Raw genomic sequence first — 16,040 nt, 5'->3', positions numbered from 1 at the left:
TTGGACGGCATCCTGCGATCTTCAAAAATATTAAAGTAGATTTTTACGGTAATAGCGGCTCGAAAGTCGTACCCATCAGGGCAACTTTGCTGCGAATCCGCTCGGCTCCCTCGGCTCTTTCCTCGGGATTATCGATCAGGCGGATAATTTCGGCGATCCAGGCCGACTGATCGTAGGGCAATCGAGGTTGCGCATCATCAGCCTCGGCGCCATAGGCCAGGCCTTCCGAAAATAGCCCTGCTGCTCCCAGCCGGGCGACATCGATGAATTTGGTGCAGGCGCGGCTGTCATTGGCCTCGGACGGCGCCAAGGGCACCAGCATAATATCGACCTGCGCCCTTCCCGCGTAAACCAGATATTGTGGCCAGGACACTGGCGCCTTCACCGTTACGCGGTTCATGTCTTTCCAGATCGCGCGCGCCTTCTTGCCCGCAAACACTTCAAACACCGCCTGGGGGCGCTGTTCCAGCACGGTCCGGATGACCGGTTTCAGAAAATGATGTTCCGCCACATGCACCCCCGTGGCGTGATAGGCAACCACCACCTTGTCCTGGCTGGCTGCGTCATCCGCTCTACCATTGGCGTGCAACCGGCGCTCCCAAAGGCTGATGGGAGGAGCTGGCGGCAGGATACGGGCCTTCGGTTCACCAATCGCCTGGAACAATTGCGGCGTAGACAGCCAGAGAATGTCGAGATGGCGGTTCAGACGCCGCAGCGGATAGAGCGCCCGAAACCATAGAAACAGGCTATAGGCGATATCGGCGTCGCGGCTGGAGATCACAGCATTGATGTCGTCATCCAACAGCAGACCGACGCCGGCGAGCTTGTCGGCATGGGTTTCGATCCAGCGCAGCAAGGGCCGTGAGGCATAGCGACAGATCACCACAAATGCGCCGTCGGGGTCGAGTGCGCCCCCGTCAAGCTTTCTGATATCGTGAACCTGATAAGGAGGCATGCCCTCTGCACTCAACCGGACGGGCAGATAATAGTCGAAAGTGGGGTTTGGAACGCGACCGAAGACCAGAACCGACTTGACTGGACGGCGAGGCTTTCCATCCGCTTGTTCCCGCAGCCGGGGTCGCGGCAAAACCTGTTCCAGAACCGGCCAGTACCACCGTTTTTTCATCGGATGCGGCCACTCCTTGCCGACAGGTCGCGCGGCGCAGCTTCCAGTACGAAATCACCAGCGCTCAGCGAGCAGTTCGGATTGTAGCAGGGATCATTGTCGATCACGTCGGCCCAGCGTTCGAACATCACCTTCTCCTCTCCGGCAAGGCGCAACCGCTTTTCGACGGTATCGTCACGGCCACGGGATACGGATTCACGATGAACAAGGCGTGCATGAGGCGTCCAGATGATATTGAGACCGGTACGGCGGAGCTTCAAACAGTAATCGACGTCATTAAAGGCAACGGGTAAATTCGCTTCATCCATACCGCCCACCTGCAACCAATGGCTCTTTCGGGTCAAGAGGCAGGCCGCCGTGACGGCGGAAACATGGCGGCGCTGCGTAAGCAGTCCGTGATCCTCGCCACCGTCAGGGTCATGAAAATGGAAGCTATGGCGGGCGATGGACCCCGCCCCCAGCGTGACACCGGCATGTTGCACAAAACCGTCAGGATAGAGCAACAGGGCGCCGACCGCGCCGACCTGAGGATCGTTCAGCTCGGCGTTCATCTCACCCAGCCAGTCGCGCTCCAGCGGCTCGACATCGTTGTTGAGCAGCAGTATCCGTTCATGCCGGGCCTGATCGACGCCGAGATTGCAGGCTCTGGAGAAATTGAAAGTGCCGGGCATCGGCAAGCGCCGCACATGACCCTCCGCCTCGATTCTGTCGAGAAGAATGCGCGTCGCATCCTCCTTGCTGTCATTGTCGATGACGATAATGTCCAATTCCCCGTGATCGGTGTGGCCCAGCAGTCCGTCGAGACAGGCGGAGAGAAGATCCGCCCGGTCCCGGGTCGGAATGATCACGGTGACAGGGGGACGAAAGCTGCGCGGTTGAAGCAGAGGCCGCGTTGGCGTGAGAACCGGTCGTGGAGAGGACCGGTGAACCAGAACGCGGGGAAGATGAAGAATGTCCCCCGCTGCTGCTGCCTGGATAACGAGTTGGTTCGCATCGAAATTGGTCAGGTCCACGGTGTTCGGCAGACAGCTAGGACGCAAGAGAACACAGTCCATCGGCAGCCAGCCGGTTTGCACCAGGGGCAGGTTCCAGGCGGGTTTGAACAACGGCACAGCTGGTCCGCCCTTGCGGGTAATCTGGTCCTCGTCGCAATAGACCCCTGCGGCCTGCGGATGATGGATCAGGCAGTCGGCCATCCATTGCAAAGCCAATGGCGACAAGGTAACGCCCGCTGGCACCAGCAGCCAGAACAGATCCTTCTGCTCCGCACGGTTCGCCAGGCCGCCGGGCAGGTCTTCCAGATCCACAAATTCAACTTGGCGATAAGTCTGCCGCTCAAGGCTTTTGCGGGTGACGGTCCGCCCCTCACCCGCTCCGATGACACTGACCAAAACAAGGGGTGCCAAACTGCCGGCGATAGGTGGTGGCCTGTCCACATCTTCGCGTAACCGAAGCCAATCCTGATAGCAGGGTGACGACAAGGCCTCGAAATGCCGGAGAAACCGGGACGTCGCCCCTTTGACGTTTCGCGCCGCCAACAAGCGGAGCAATGTATGACCGGCACGGGGCCATCGTATCAGCACCCGTAAAACAGCTTCGGCGATGGACAGCGTGCGGATCGTGACGGTGGGTTTCCGTCCCGCAACGGCCCCATCCTTTGCCGGTATGGCCATGACCGTGCCAACCAGTGTGATCGCGTCCAGATCATCAGGCATCCACCCCAGGAAGCGTCCGGCATTTTTGACGATCAACGACCGTTTGAGAATGGCAGGAACCCGACCCGGACGATGAAGCAAGAGGCGCGGCGACGGTCCAAGGTAACCGTCGGGATCATCAACTGAGATCATCACCGGCTTATCGGCCAGATGGCGTGCAGCAGGACCCTGCGCGGCGCATACCTGCGCCAGCCCGGCCGAATCCTGTCTATCGAGCACACTGGTCTTCAACGCATCACACCACCGATAAGACCATTGGATGCGCTCCACAGCCGACACAATATTTCACCGGGCCTCACTTTTGAAACGCAAACACCGACCGCAACGAGACCTCTACCCGCATTTCACCGCATAAACCTTAAATCTAAGTCGACTTGAGGAAAAAATTTATGCAGCATATATAAACTATTACAGCGCCACACCCTCTCAGGTGCGTGGCGCTGTATTGCAGATACGCGTCCGGTTTAAAAGCGTCAGCGCACTTTTTTCAGCAGATATTGCCCATAAGCGCTCTTGCCATATTGCAGGCCGAGTATCTCCAGCTGTTGGGCGTCGATGAAACCGAGCCGATAGGCGATCTCTTCCGGGCAGGAAATCTTGAACCCCTGACGGCGTTCCAGCGTGGCGACGAATTCCGAGGCGTCGAGCAGACTGTCGGGCGTGCCGGTATCCAGCCATGCATAACCACGGCTCATCTTTTCAACGCTAAGACGGCCCCGCTCGAGATAGACCCGGTTGACGTCGGTGATTTCAAGCTCGCCGCGTGCCGATGGCTTGAGGTTCGCGGCGATATCCACGACATCCTTGTCGTAGAAGTAAAGCCCGGTCACGGCCCAGCTCGAGCGCGGCACCTGAGGCTTTTCCTCGATCGAAACCGCCTTCATGTCCTTGTCGAATTCCACCACGCCATAGCGTTCCGGATCGTTGACGTGATAGGCAAATACGGTTGCCCCGTCATTGCGGGCCACAGCACTTCTGAACAGGTCGTTGATGCCGTGACCGTAGAAGATATTGTCCCCCAGAATGAGGCAGGACGGGTTGGAACCGACGAAATCCGCGCCGATAATATAGGCCTGCGCCAGGCCATCCGGTGACGGCTGCTCGGCATAGGTCAGCGAAATCCCCCATTTCGACCCATCACCCAGCAGGCTTTGAAAGTTCGGCAGATCCTTCGGTGTCGAAATGATCAGGATATCGCGAATCCCGGCCAGCATCAGTGTCGAGAGTGGGTAATAGATCATCGGCTTGTCATAGACAGGCATGAGCTGCTTGGAGGTGACTAGCGTCATGGGATGCAGGCGGGTGCCGCTGCCTCCGGCTAGAATGATACCCTTCATTTATAAAACTCCTGACACGTCATTTGTGTTCGTTGTCTTTTGAGGAAAGCTGGCGATCATCGTTGCCCGGACAAACTCTAAACTGCCGCTGGCCGCCGTAACCGGTCGATGACCAGTTGCGTCGATACGCGCCAATCGGGGATATCGATAGCATGAACCCTGGCCAGTTTGGCGCAATCCAGCCGGGAGTTCGCAGGCCGTTTGGCAGGCGTCGGGTAGGCGCTGGCCGGGATCGGATTGACTTTGGCCGAAGGGCCGTTTTGGTCAGCAGACAGCCTGAAAATTTCAGCTGCAAACTCCGCCCAGCTCGCCTCTCCTGATCCCGTCATATGGAACGTGCCGCGCAGATCGGCATCCTTGGACGACAGCAGGTTTTCGGCAACTTTCAACACCGCATCGGCAATATCAAGCGCCGAGGTCGGATTGCCGATCTGGTCGGCAACCACGCCCAGTTCATCGCGGGTTTCGGCCAGCCGCAACATGGTCAGCAGAAAATTCTTGCCGAACGGGCTGTAGACCCAGGCCGTGCGCAGGATCGCGTGGTTGTCGGTTTCCGCCGCCACACGGCGCTCGCCTTCCAGCTTGCTGCGGCCGTATACGCCAAGCGGCGCAACCGGATCGGCCTCGTTATAGGGCGAAGCCTTGCTGCCATCGAAGACATAATCGGTCGAGATATGGATGATCGGGATATCCAGCGCCTTGGCAACCCGCGCCAATTCCCCCGGCCCTTCGCCATTGACCGTGAAGGCCGCGGCCTCGTCGGTTTCAGCCTGATCGACTGCGGTATAAGCGGCAGCCGAAATAATCAGGTCGGGCTGAGCGGCACGAACAGCCGCGTCAATCGTCGAGGGATCGGCCAGATCAAGCTGTGGCCGACCCAGGGCGACCAGGTCGATATCCTTGCGATCACTGGCTTTCTCAAGCAGCGACTGCACGACCTGTCCGGCCAAGCCCGTTACCAGATAGCGCTTCACGCCGCTCATTTGCTTGCGGCTTTCAGCAGGCCAAGACGGCTACCATCATAGCCCTGGCGCAACGGCTCCCACCACCAGCGGTTTTCAAGATACCATTTCACAGTTTTCTCGATGCCGGTCTCGAAATTTTCCTGAGCCTTCCAGCCGAGTTCAGTTTCCAGCCGGGTCGCGTCGATGGCATAGCGCGCGTCGTGTCCGGGACGGTCGGTCACATATTGGATCAGCTTCTCATGCGGCGCACCTGACGGATGCAGTTCATCCATCAGCGCGCAGACGCGGGTAACGACGTCAATATTGCGTCGCTCATTGCGTCCGCCGACATTATAGGTTTCGCCGATCTGTCCACGCTCGGCGATGATATCAAGCGCCCTTGCATGGTCTTCGACGTAAAGCCAATCGCGGATATTGGCGCCATTGCCGTAAACCGGCAGAGGCTTGCCTTCCATGGCGTTGATGATCATCAGCGGAATGAGCTTTTCCGGGAAATGGAAGGGGCCGTAATTGTTGGAGCAATTCGACACCACCACCGGCAGGCCATAGGTGCGCGCCCATGCCTTGGCGAGATGGTCGGAGGCCGCTTTCGAGGCTGAATAGGGAGAGCTTGGATCATAGGGGGTGGTTTCGGTAAACAGACCCTCATCGCCCAGCGATCCATAGACTTCGTCGGTCGAGACATGCAGAAAGCGGAAACCGTCCTTGCTCGCACCCTCCAGCCCCTGCCAATAGGCGCGAGCGCATTCCAGCATGGTGAACGTGCCAAGCACATTGGTCTCGACGAAATCCTTGGCGCCGGTAATCGAGCGGTCAACATGGCTTTCAGCGGCCAGATGCATGACACGATCAGGCCTGAAGCTTGCAAAAGCCGAAGCAATCGCCTGGCCGTCACAGATATCGGCCTGAAGGAACCGGTACAGCGGATTTGCATCGACCGATTTCAGTGACGTCAAGGTACCGGCATAGGTCAGCTTGTCGATATTCAGGACCTCATAGCCTTTTTCAAGCACCAGATGCCGCACGACGGCTGATCCGATAAAGCCGGCGCCGCCGGTTACAAGTACGCGCATGATTTTCGATATCCCCTAGCGTTCATAGAGCTGACTTGCATGAAGCAGATTGGCAAAAAGCAGAGGCGCTTAAGGCCGATAGACGAAATTCGTCTCAAGCTCGCTCAGTTTCGGCTGCTTCTTGTCCTTGTCAGACAGGATGGCGTTGTCTTCCGTCACCGGCCAGTCGATTGCCAGCGCCGGATCGTTCCACAACAGGCCCCGGTCATGATCCGGGCTATAATAATCCGTCACCTTGTAGCTGATCACGGTATTAGGCTGCAATGTGCAGAAGCCATGGGCAAAACCTGGCGGCACCCAAAGCTGGCAGCCGTTTTCGGCGGTCAGTTCGGCTTTCACCATCTGACCGTAGGTCGGCGAGCCCTGGCGAATGTCGACAGCGACATCCAGCAAAGCGCCAGCCGCACAAGAAACGAGCTTGCCCTGCGCCCTCGGGTTCAACTGGAAATGCAGGCCGCGAACTGTGCCGACCTCTGCCGAAAACGACTTGTTGTCCTGAACGAAGGTAAAAGATCCAACTTCGCTTTCAAACAGGCTGGCGCGGAAGGTTTCCATGAAATAGCCGCGCGCATCCCCAAACCGCTTTGGAGTGATTAGAAAAACGCCCGACAGCTTCGTTTCTTCAAACTGCATTCTTGTCCCTTTGAATTAAGCCCCTCGCGCAGTTAACAATCTCGATCCATCAGAGCAAGTAAAATGCTAGCTGCCCACCGTCTTAACCGGAAGATTATGACGTTATTCGGACAGTCCGTGCTACTAACTGCCACCATTGCAGGCAAGCGTTTGCCATTTATGTCTTTTTACGACACGATCCGTTCAAAACGGCGCGCCCTCCAAAAAGCTCGAGAACGGCACGAAGGCCGACGAGCAATCGAGCGGCGGAACCGGATCTTCCTCACTGGTATCCACGAGATTGACAGTTTTCACCCGACGCGCTGGGTCTGCCTTCAGAAGGTCGGAAAAACTGACAGGACCAGGCCCTAGCGTGACATGCGCATTAAGCGGCGGATCTTTTGCCGCCGGATCGGCTGAGCCGACCAGGAGCGGCTGGGCTCCGTCGAACTGAATAGTATCCAGGAAAAGGCCAAGCGGTTGATAATGCGCATCATCCCTGATGCCACGCAGGACCACATGGCCACCGCTGCCGGTCGTACTGCCTGTGTAGCGCAGGTTTCGCACCGTGATGCCGGAAAAATCCGGGATGCGGTCGCCGGTTTTGTCCGAGTAGCGGGTATCGAATACCAGCGGAAAGGCGACATTGCGCATGCAGACATCTTCATACAGCACATTCGTGACCTTGCCGCCGCGCGATGTATCCGACTTTATCCGCAGGCCATTGCCGTTGGGACTATCATGGCCGTCCATCACCAGATCATAGACATGGATACCGTCCACGCCCGCATCGGTCTCGGAGCCGACAGACATCCCGTGGCCGTAATAGAACCGGTTATGGGCAAAGGTCATGCGCGTCGACGGTTTGTCGCCGCCCGCCTTGATCGCCACATGATCGTCGCCGGTGCTGATGGCGCTGTAGGCAAGCACGACTTTCGAGGACTGGCCCGGGTCGAAACCATCGGTATTCTTGACCGTATCGGGCGTGAAACAAGTGGCGGGCGTCAGCTTGTCTGGCGTGGTCTCCGGCGGGCAGGCATAATCCGGGCGGGTATAGACGGCACTGGGGCTAAGGATCTTGATCCCCCAAGCGGTCAGGCCCGTCACACCATTGCTCACCACATGAAAATTCGGGCTGTTCAATAGCGTGATCCGGTGCAGGGTGAAATCCTCGCCGCCATCGATTTCCACCAGCCGGAACACATGCTGGATCAATCCCTGCTTGGATTGCCAGGCCACATCCCACCAGGACCGCTTACCGGCATTGTCGCCCGATAGCAGCAGCGAGCCGCCGCGTCCATCGATCTTTCCCTCGCCAACGATGCCGCTGCCTTTGGTGTCCTTGGCCATAATCAGCGGCTTGCAGGTCTTGGTGGAAGAGCTATTGGCCGTACCGCAATCGCCAGCACCGCTGTCGTAATCCTTGGGATCGCGGGAGGCAAACAGCGTGACGCCCTTGTCGATCCACAACACGACGCCGCTCTTCAAGCTCAGGGGTCCGCTCAAAAACGCATCCTGCCCCTCAGCCCCGGGGACGAGCTTGACGGCACCGCCCGCACAGCCATCGATGGCAGCCTGCAAGCGCATCTGGTCTGGATGGGGGGATTTGCCATCGGCATCGGCAGGATCGAGGGAACCGTCCTTAGCCGTCAGGCCAGCCGTCAATGTCGCGCAGAGGCTGGAGGGAGCCTCCGGCACGGTGACTGCCCCCCATTGGGTGGCAACAGCCGGCTCCGCCGCCCAGGCTGCAACCGGCGTCAGGGCGCAAAGGGCGACCGCGCCGAGCATTCGACCTAAGGCAGACCGTTGAAACAGGCGGGCAAAAACAGGTCCGGGCATGGGCTTATCCTTCAGCGGCGGCATGCGAAACAACAGTTAGCGCACCCTCTTCAAACCGGTGAATGGCCCGAAATCAAGGCCGCATCCTGCGCTTGTCGATGGGATAACGCAAAAATTTTTCATCACGGCGTAAAAAGCGGCAGAGACCGTCCAGACGGCGCAAAAATCCGTTGACCAAAAACCGGGGCCGCGTCATAAAGCCAGCCATGAAAACGAGCACCTGCATCCTCTGCTGGATCATTATTCGCTAGCGCATTCGCTGGCCCGGCCGTTTTCGTCTCTTGCAAAAGTCCCAGATGACAAACGCTCCGGTCCAGCCGGTTATCATTACGTCTGGAGACTGCCATGGCCGAGGGCCTCAAGCTTTACAACACACTGACGCGCAGCAAGGTCGATTTTACCCCGATCGACCCCGAAAACGTGCGCATGTATGTCTGCGGTCCAACAGTTTATGATTTTGCCCATATCGGCAATGCCCGGCCCGTTATCGTGTTTGACGTGCTCTACCGGCTGCTGCGGCATATTTACGGCGAAAACCACGTCACCTATGCCCGCAATATCACCGACGTCGATGACAAGATCAACGCGCGGGCGCTCCGGGATTTTCCCGATCTGCCGCTCAACGATGCCATTGCCAAGGTGACACAAAAGACGGCGGACCAGTTCCGCGCCGATGTGGCGGCACTGGGTAACTTGCCGCCGACCATCGAGCCACGCGCCACCGACAATATCCAGCAGATGATCGACATCATCAAGACGCTAATCGCCAAGGGCCATGCCTATGTGGCGGAAGGCGAAGTGCTGTTCGATACCCGGTCCATGGCGGCTTACGGCCAGCTTTCCAAGCGCAATCTGGATGAGCAACAGGCAGGCGCACGCATCGCTGTCGAGGCCCATAAAAAGCATCCCGGCGATTTCGTGTTGTGGAAACTGTCGAGCCGTAACGAACCCGGCTGGGACAGCCCCTGGGGCCGAGGCCGCCCCGGCTGGCATATCGAATGCTCGGCGATGTCGAAGCGTTATCTGGGCGAGGTTTTCGACATTCACGGCGGCGGGCTGGACCTGATCTTCCCCCACCACGAAAACGAAATCGCCCAATCCTGCTGCGCCAACGACACCAGCGTGATGGCCAATGTGTGGATGCACAATGGCTTCGTGCAGGTGGAAGGCCGCAAGATGTCGAAATCGGATGGCAACTTCTTCACCATCAACGAATTGCTAGACACAGAGAATTTCGGCGGCCGCAAATGGCCGGGCGAAGTGCTGCGTCTGGCGATGCTGATGACGCATTATCGACAGCCGATTGATTTCTCGGTCTCTCGCCTTGAGGAGGCAGAAAGTAGGCTAAAAAAATGGAAAAGAGGAACCTCACTTCTTCTTCCAAAAGAAATTACTCCCGAGCCTGATGATGAATTGGTCGGATACATCAGTGATGACCTGGATACTCATAAATTATTCATGCATTTAGACGAGCTGAGCGGATACGCGGAAAAAGATGAAAAAATCCGACTAGCCATGGGGAGGAACTTAGCATTCCTTGGGCTCATAAAAGATTCGAGCGTTTATATTAATAATTTGGATAACGCTATAAAGCGCGACCGATTCAAAAAATATGCGTCACCTACCTTTACTGTTGAAGATGCGGACACAGTCGAAAAAATCATCCCAATTGCAATATTAGACGACCTTATAGAAAAACGACTAAAATTATTGAAGGAAAAACTCTTTAAAGAAGCTGATGAAATCCGAAAATCTCTGGGTGACGTCGGCATTCAACTTAATGATGGCAAGGATAAGGAAACAGGTGAGCGCATAACCACGTGGGAGGTCAAGCGATGAGCAATGATCTTGCAGCAGCCGTTCAAACTATTGTGGATGTGCGCCTAGAGATGCTCAAAAGTGGTGATCAAGAAGAAGCCGACAAAATCCGCGACGATCTTTTGGCAAAGGGCATTCAGCTCAAGGACGGCAAGGATAAGGACACCGGCGAGCGCGTGACCACCTGGGAGATCAAACGGTAGAAGGCTTGCGGCTCTCGCTCTCTTCTCCCCAGCGGAGAGAAGGTGGCGGCAGCCGGATGAGGGGGGCGAAGCCAAAACGCCAAAAAACGGTTTTGGCATGTCTTTGAGACCGTATGGGAGCGACATCCATGATCGATCACATGAATGTCAAGGTTGCCGATTTTGAGCGTGCAAAGGCTTTCTATGATGCGGCCTTTGCGCCACTTGGCGCGTCACTGCTCTACATGGTGCCAGCGGAATATTCCAACGGCGTGAAAATGGGTGGATACGGGCGCGAAAGGCCCGTCTATTGGTTACACGAGGGCACGCCACCCGTTGGCAACCATCAGCATATCGCCTTTACGGCCAACAGCCGCGCCGAGGTGGATGCGTTCTATCAAGCCGCAATCGCCGCTGGTGGCACAGACAACGGCCCACCCGGCCTGCGCCCGCATTATCATCCAGACTATTATGGGGCCTTTGTGTTTGATCTGGATGGCAACAATATCGAGGCCGTTTGTCACGCGAGGGAAGATGCGTGACCACGAGGGAGGTCAAGCGTTGATTTGCATGGGACACACGCTTGGCATATGCTAAGGCCTATGCCAGTGATGGAGGCACATATGAGCGGTGAGCAAGAAAGACATGTGCGGGTGTTCAAGAACGGTCGCAATCGCGCCGTTCGCATCCCCGTGGAATTCGAGTTTCCGGGCGATGAAGTGATCATGCGCAAGGAAGGCGACCGGATCATTATTGAGCCTGTTGGCAATGCCCGGAAAAAGGAAAATCTGGTCGCTTTTCTGAGGAAACAGGGGAAAATAGAGGAGGATTTTCCCGATGTGGATGAAGGACTGCCTCCTTTGAAGGATGTCATCCTGTGATGGGATTTATGTTGGATACCAATATCGTCTCCGACATGGTTCGAAATCCTGATGGGCCTGCCATGGAACGCTGGAAACAAACAGGCTATGCGGACCTGCATCTCAGCGCCATCGTCGTCTCCGAACTTTACTTTGGCATTCAAAAGCATGAGTCGGAACGATTGCGACGGGGTGTTGAGACATTTCTGAACAATGTTGAGATCGCAGCTTTCGAAGGACACGCCGCGCATCATTATACCTGCATTCGCAATGCTCTGGCAAAGGCTGGCGAGATGATTGGCCCCAACGACCTGTTCATCGCCGCCCATGCGCTGTCGCTGGATATGGTTCTCGTCACCAACAATAGCCGTGAATTTTCCCGTGTATCGGGGCTGAAACTGGAAAACTGGCTCGAAACCACACATGAGGGACAATAGGCCATGGCAGAAACAGTTCATACCGGCGGTTGCCAATGCGGCGCCATCCGTTTTCGTGTCAACGGCGTGCTGAAAGACTCATCGATCTGCCATTGCCGCATGTGCCAGAAGGCGTTCGGGGCCTATTATGCGCCGCTGGTCTCGGTGCGCGGGGTCGATTTTCAGTGGACACGGGGCGAGCGCAAGATGTTCCGTTCCAGCAATGTGGTGTCGCGCGGCTTCTGCGCAGATTGCGGCACGCCGCTGACCTATGAGGCCCCGGATGGCATGGCGGTTGCGGCAGGCGCTTTCGACGATCCAGCCGCCCTACCCCCGTTGCAGCAGTTCGGGACAGAAGGGAAAATAGGCTTCGTCGATCACCTGCATGAATTGCCAGGCAATCCGACAGAAGAAGACCTTGATGAGTTTCCATTCCTTGATGGCCTCGTCTCCTACCAGCACCCCGACCACGATACCGACACTTGGCCAACCGAAAGCGGAGCAAAGTCATGAGCGAGATTTTTTCCGGCGGCTGCCAATGTGGCGCGGTGCGGTTTCAGGCGGCCAAGCTGGGACGGCCTTCCATCTGTCATTGCCGTATGTGCCAGAAACAATTTGGTGGCTTTTTTGGCGCTTTCGTTACCGCCGATCAGGCCCATCTGACCTGGACACGCGGCCAGCCAAAGCTTTTCCGCTCATCTACCAAGGTCAAGCGTGGCTTTTGCGAGAAATGCGGCACGCCGCTAACCTATCAGCACCCCACCGGGGTAGAGATTGCCATCGGTGCCTTTGACAATCCCGCTGCCTTTGAGCCTGCCATTCAGGTCAATCACCACAAGCGCCTGCCTTGGATCGACACATTGTTTGAGAAGCCGGTCTATACCAGCCCGGAATATGAAGCATTTTTCGACTCCATCGAATCCTGGCAGCACCCGGATTTCGACACGCAAGTCTGGCCAGTGGAGGATGAGGCATGAAAGCTCAAACCCTGCATGGTGGCTGCCAATGTGGCTCGGTACGTTATACCGTGAAACCGTCGATGAGCAGCAAGCCGCCAATCGGCAATCCTCATATCTGTCATTGCCGCATGTGCCAGAAGGCTTCGGGCAATTATTTCCTGCCGCTCGGCTCGGTCAATCGTGAGCTGTTTCAGCTGACACGCGGCACCCCGCAGTGGTTTCAGTCATCCGATCTGGTGCGGCGCGGCTTTTGCGCCGCCTGCGGCACGCCGCTGTTTTTCGATATTCCCGAGGCGGATTTCATCAATATCACGCTCGGCTCGCTGGATGATCCGGCCAGCGTCAGGCCCGTCGAACAGGCCAATCTGGATAGCAAGATGCCATGGTTTACTGCCCTCGACACCTTGCCCGTCGAGGCCAGCGAAGCCAATGCCAACTGGCTGGCGAAAGTGGCAGGCGCCACCCACCAGCATCCGGACCATGACACGAGCGAGTGGCCAACGCATATGGGATCGCCCCATGACTAACCTGCGCAGTTTTTATCCTGAGATCGAACCTTTCGAGACCGGCGATCTCGATGTTGGCGATGGCCACGTCATCCATTGGGAGCGGGTCGGCACCAAGGGTGCCAAGCCTGCGGTGTTTCTGCATGGCGGGCCGGGCGGCGGTATCAATCCCAACCAGAGACGGGTGTTCGATCCCGCCCTGTATGATGTGATCCTGTTCGATCAACGCGGCTGCGGCAAGTCCACGCCGCATGCCCATCTGGAAGCCAATACCACCTGGCATCTGGTGGCCGATATCGAGCGCTTGCGTGACATGATCGGCGTTGAACAATGGCTGGTATTTGGCGGCTCCTGGGGCTCGACGCTGGCGCTGACCTATGCGCAGACCCATCCCGAACGGGTCAGTGAATTGGTGCTGCGCGGCATCTATACGCTGACCAAGGCGGAGCTGGACTGGTATTATCAGTTCGGCGTCTCCGAGATGTACCCGGACCGTTGGGAGCATTTCATCGCGCCCATCCCAGTCGAAGAGCGCCATGACATGATTTCCGCCTATCACCGCCGTTTGACCGGGGATGACAAGGCCGTACAGCTCGAATGCGCCCGCGCCTGGAGCCAGTGGGAAGGCGCGACGATTTCACTGATCCCTAATTTCCAGCAGATCGAAAATTTCGGCGAGGATCATTACGCCATCGCCTTCGCCCGGCTGGAAAACCATTTTTTCATGAACCGGATCTGGATGGAAGACGGGCAATTGCTGCGCGATGCCCACAAGCTGAAAGGCATTCCGGGCGTGATCGTGCATGGGCGCTATGACATGCCCTGCCCGCTGCGCTATGCTTGGGAATTGTCCAAACTCTGGCCGGATGCCGATCTGCACATTGTCGAGGCCGCGGGTCATTCCATGAGCGAACCCGGCATTCTCGACCAATTGATCCGCGCTACCGACCGTTTTGCCGGAAAAATCCAAAATACATAAGAATTTGCCTTTGGGAGGCACTCATGAGCCGCGAAAAAATCACCCTGTTCGATACCACGCTGCGCGATGGGCAGCAGACACCCGGCATCGATTTTTCCGTGGAAGACAAGATTGCCATTGCTGCCATGCTGGATGATTTCGGGCTGGACTATGTCGAGGGTGGCTATCCCGGTGCCAATCCGACCGACACGGCATTTTTCTCAAAGAAACGCACCAGTCGCGCCCGGTTCACGGCGTTTGGCATGACCAAACGCGCCGGGATTTCCGCCTCCAACGATCCGGGCCTGAGCCAGCTTTTGCAATCGAAAAGCGACGCCATCTGTCTGGTGGCGAAAAGCTGGGATTACCATGTGAAAGTGGCGCTTGGCTGCACCAATGAGGAAAACCTCGACTCCATCCGTGACAGCGTCAAGGCCGTCGTGGATGCAGGCAAGGAAGCGCTGGTGGATTGCGAGCACTTCTTTGACGGCTACAAGGCCAATGCCGATTATGCCGTGGCCTGCGCCAAAACCGCCTATGACGCCGGTGCGCGATGGGTGGTGCTGTGCGATACCAATGGCGGCACCCAGCCGCCGGAAATCCGCACCATCATCGCCAGCCTGATTGAGTCAGGCGTTCCCGGCGCAGCCCTGGGCATCCATGCCCATAACGATACCGGCCAGGCCGTTGCCAATTCGCTGGCCGCCGTAGAAGCCGGTGTGCGCCAGATTCAAGGCACATTGAACGGCATTGGCGAGCGCTGCGGCAATGCCGATCTGACCACCATCATTCCAACGCTCTGTCTGAAGAAAACCTATGCCGACCGGTTCGAGACGGCTATCGATCTCGAAAAGCTGGTGGAATTGACCCGGCTGTCGCATGCCTTCGATGAGCTTTTGAACCGCTCCCCCAACCATCAGGCTCCCTATGTCGGTGCTTCGGCCTTTGCCACCAAGGCTGGTATCCATGCCTCGGCGCTGCTGAAGGACCCGAAAACCTATGAGCATGTGGAGCCGGGCCTTGTCGGCAATTTCCGCAAGGTCATGGTGTCCGATCAGGGCGGAAAGGCCAACTTTATCAACGAGTTGAAACGGCGTGGCATCATGGTTGCCAAGGACGATCCGAAGCTGGACCGGCTGATCGAGATCGTCAAGCAGCGTGAAGCCTCCGGCTATGCCTATGAAGGCGCCGATGGCAGTTTCGAACTTTTGGCACATCGCACCCTCGGCACCGTGCCGGAGTTTTTCGCCGTCGAAAGCTTTCGGGTGATGATCGAGCGCCGCTTCGACAGCAATGGCAACCTGAAAACCGTGTCGGAAGCGGTGGTGAAGATGGTGATCGATGGGCAGACGGTGATGTCGGTCGCCGAAGGTGACGGCCCGGTCAATGCACTCGATATTGCGCTGCGCAAGGATCTCGGCAAATTCCAAAGCGAAATAAAGGATCTGGAACTGGCCGACTACAAGGTCCGTATCCTCAATGGCGGCACCGAGGCCATCACCCGCGTTCTGATCGAATCCACCGATGCCAGCGGCGCCCGCTGGTGGACGGTAGGGGTTTCGGAAAACATCATCGATGCATCTTTCCAGGCGCTGATGGACGCTATCGTCTACAAGCTAATGAAAAACCGGGAACTGGCGGGACGGATCGCGGCGGAATAAGCCCAAACCACTT

At 57.2% G+C, this 16,040-nt stretch carries 16 protein-coding genes and 1 pseudogene; 10 read left to right on the top strand and 7 right to left on the bottom strand.

What is annotated here, in order from left to right; genetic code table 11:
- Positions 1-43: 43 nt before the first annotated feature.
- From G6L01_RS04085 to G6L01_RS04055, 7 genes are all read right to left on the bottom strand, one after another.
- The gene (locus G6L01_RS04085) at positions 44-1,126 is read right to left on the bottom strand and encodes a glycosyltransferase family protein (RefSeq protein ID WP_070167400.1); all 1,083 of its coding nucleotides are present in this window, start codon (positions 1,124-1,126) and stop codon (positions 44-46) included.
- Positions 1,123-3,060, bottom strand: coding sequence for a glycosyltransferase family 2 protein (locus G6L01_RS04080; RefSeq protein ID WP_070167401.1), 1,938 nt, complete (start codon positions 3,058-3,060; stop codon positions 1,123-1,125). Before G6L01_RS04080 ends, G6L01_RS04085 begins: the two co-directional genes overlap by 4 nt.
- 254 nt (positions 3,061-3,314) lie before the next feature.
- The gene (rfbA, locus tag G6L01_RS04075) at positions 3,315-4,178 is read right to left on the bottom strand and encodes a glucose-1-phosphate thymidylyltransferase RfbA (protein WP_070167402.1); all 864 of its coding nucleotides are present in this window, start codon (positions 4,176-4,178) and stop codon (positions 3,315-3,317) included.
- 77 nt (positions 4,179-4,255) lie between these two features.
- Positions 4,256-5,161, bottom strand: coding sequence for a dTDP-4-dehydrorhamnose reductase (gene rfbD, locus G6L01_RS04070; RefSeq protein WP_070167403.1), 906 nt, complete (start codon positions 5,159-5,161; stop codon positions 4,256-4,258).
- Positions 5,158-6,216 carry a dTDP-glucose 4,6-dehydratase gene (gene rfbB / locus G6L01_RS04065; RefSeq protein ID WP_070167404.1) on the bottom strand — a complete coding sequence of 353 codons (1,059 nt, stop codon included), beginning with the start codon at positions 6,214-6,216 and terminating at the stop codon, positions 5,158-5,160. Before rfbB ends, rfbD begins: the two co-directional genes overlap by 4 nt.
- A 69-nt stretch (positions 6,217-6,285) precedes the next feature.
- Positions 6,286-6,849, bottom strand: a complete 564-nt coding sequence (rfbC, locus tag G6L01_RS04060) for a dTDP-4-dehydrorhamnose 3,5-epimerase (RefSeq protein ID WP_070167405.1) — start codon at positions 6,847-6,849, stop codon at positions 6,286-6,288.
- A 183-nt stretch (positions 6,850-7,032) separates the two neighbouring features.
- Positions 7,033-8,667 carry a glycoside hydrolase family 28 protein gene (locus G6L01_RS04055; RefSeq protein ID WP_070167470.1) on the bottom strand — a complete coding sequence of 545 codons (1,635 nt, stop codon included), beginning with the start codon at positions 8,665-8,667 and terminating at the stop codon, positions 7,033-7,035.
- Positions 8,668-9,012: 345 nt separating this feature from the next.
- Between G6L01_RS04055 and cysS the strand changes: the two genes are divergently transcribed.
- The 10 genes and pseudogenes from cysS to cimA all read left to right on the top strand — a co-directional run bounded on the left by cysS (position 9,013) and on the right by cimA (position 16,027).
- Positions 9,013-10,506, top strand: a complete 1,494-nt coding sequence (gene cysS / locus G6L01_RS04050) for a cysteine--tRNA ligase (RefSeq protein ID WP_070167406.1) — start codon at positions 9,013-9,015, stop codon at positions 10,504-10,506.
- Between the two features lie 32 nt (positions 10,507-10,538).
- Positions 10,539-10,688: pseudogene (locus G6L01_RS04045) on the top strand (cysteine--tRNA ligase); the annotation flags it as partial.
- Positions 10,689-10,816: 128 nt separating this feature from the next.
- The gene (locus tag G6L01_RS04040; RefSeq protein ID WP_070167471.1) at positions 10,817-11,209 is read left to right on the top strand and encodes a VOC family protein; all 393 of its coding nucleotides are present in this window, start codon (positions 10,817-10,819) and stop codon (positions 11,207-11,209) included.
- A gap of 81 nt (positions 11,210-11,290) precedes the next feature.
- Positions 11,291-11,548 carry an antitoxin gene (locus G6L01_RS04035; RefSeq protein WP_070167408.1) on the top strand — a complete coding sequence of 86 codons (258 nt, stop codon included), beginning with the start codon at positions 11,291-11,293 and terminating at the stop codon, positions 11,546-11,548.
- Complete coding sequence (locus G6L01_RS04030; protein WP_081344239.1) at positions 11,548-11,964, top strand: type II toxin-antitoxin system VapC family toxin; 417 nt, start codon at positions 11,548-11,550, stop codon at positions 11,962-11,964. The genes G6L01_RS04035 and G6L01_RS04030 overlap by 1 nt, the downstream gene beginning before the upstream one ends.
- 3 nt (positions 11,965-11,967) lie before the next feature.
- The gene (locus G6L01_RS04025) at positions 11,968-12,456 is read left to right on the top strand and encodes a GFA family protein (RefSeq protein WP_070167410.1); all 489 of its coding nucleotides are present in this window, start codon (positions 11,968-11,970) and stop codon (positions 12,454-12,456) included.
- A complete protein-coding gene (locus G6L01_RS04020) occupies positions 12,453-12,920 on the top strand; it encodes a GFA family protein (RefSeq protein ID WP_070167411.1) in 468 nt (155 codons plus the stop codon). Before G6L01_RS04025 ends, G6L01_RS04020 begins: the two co-directional genes overlap by 4 nt.
- Positions 12,917-13,429: a GFA family protein gene (locus G6L01_RS04015; RefSeq protein ID WP_070167412.1), complete on the top strand. Its 513-nt coding sequence runs from the start codon at positions 12,917-12,919 to the stop codon at positions 13,427-13,429. Before G6L01_RS04020 ends, G6L01_RS04015 begins: the two co-directional genes overlap by 4 nt.
- The gene (pip, locus tag G6L01_RS04010; protein ID WP_070167413.1) at positions 13,422-14,387 is read left to right on the top strand and encodes a prolyl aminopeptidase; all 966 of its coding nucleotides are present in this window, start codon (positions 13,422-13,424) and stop codon (positions 14,385-14,387) included. The genes G6L01_RS04015 and pip overlap by 8 nt, the downstream gene beginning before the upstream one ends.
- A 23-nt stretch (positions 14,388-14,410) precedes the next feature.
- A complete protein-coding gene (gene cimA, locus G6L01_RS04005) occupies positions 14,411-16,027 on the top strand; it encodes a citramalate synthase (protein WP_070167414.1) in 1,617 nt (538 codons plus the stop codon).
- Positions 16,028-16,040 lie beyond the last annotated feature (13 nt).

The sequence above is a fragment of the Agrobacterium vitis genome (assembly GCF_013337045.2).
In the GTDB taxonomy this organism is placed as follows: domain Bacteria; phylum Pseudomonadota; class Alphaproteobacteria; order Rhizobiales; family Rhizobiaceae; genus Allorhizobium; species Allorhizobium vitis_B.
Note: the sequence above shows the minus strand (reverse complement) of the source record. Positions and strands in the feature narration are given on the sequence as shown.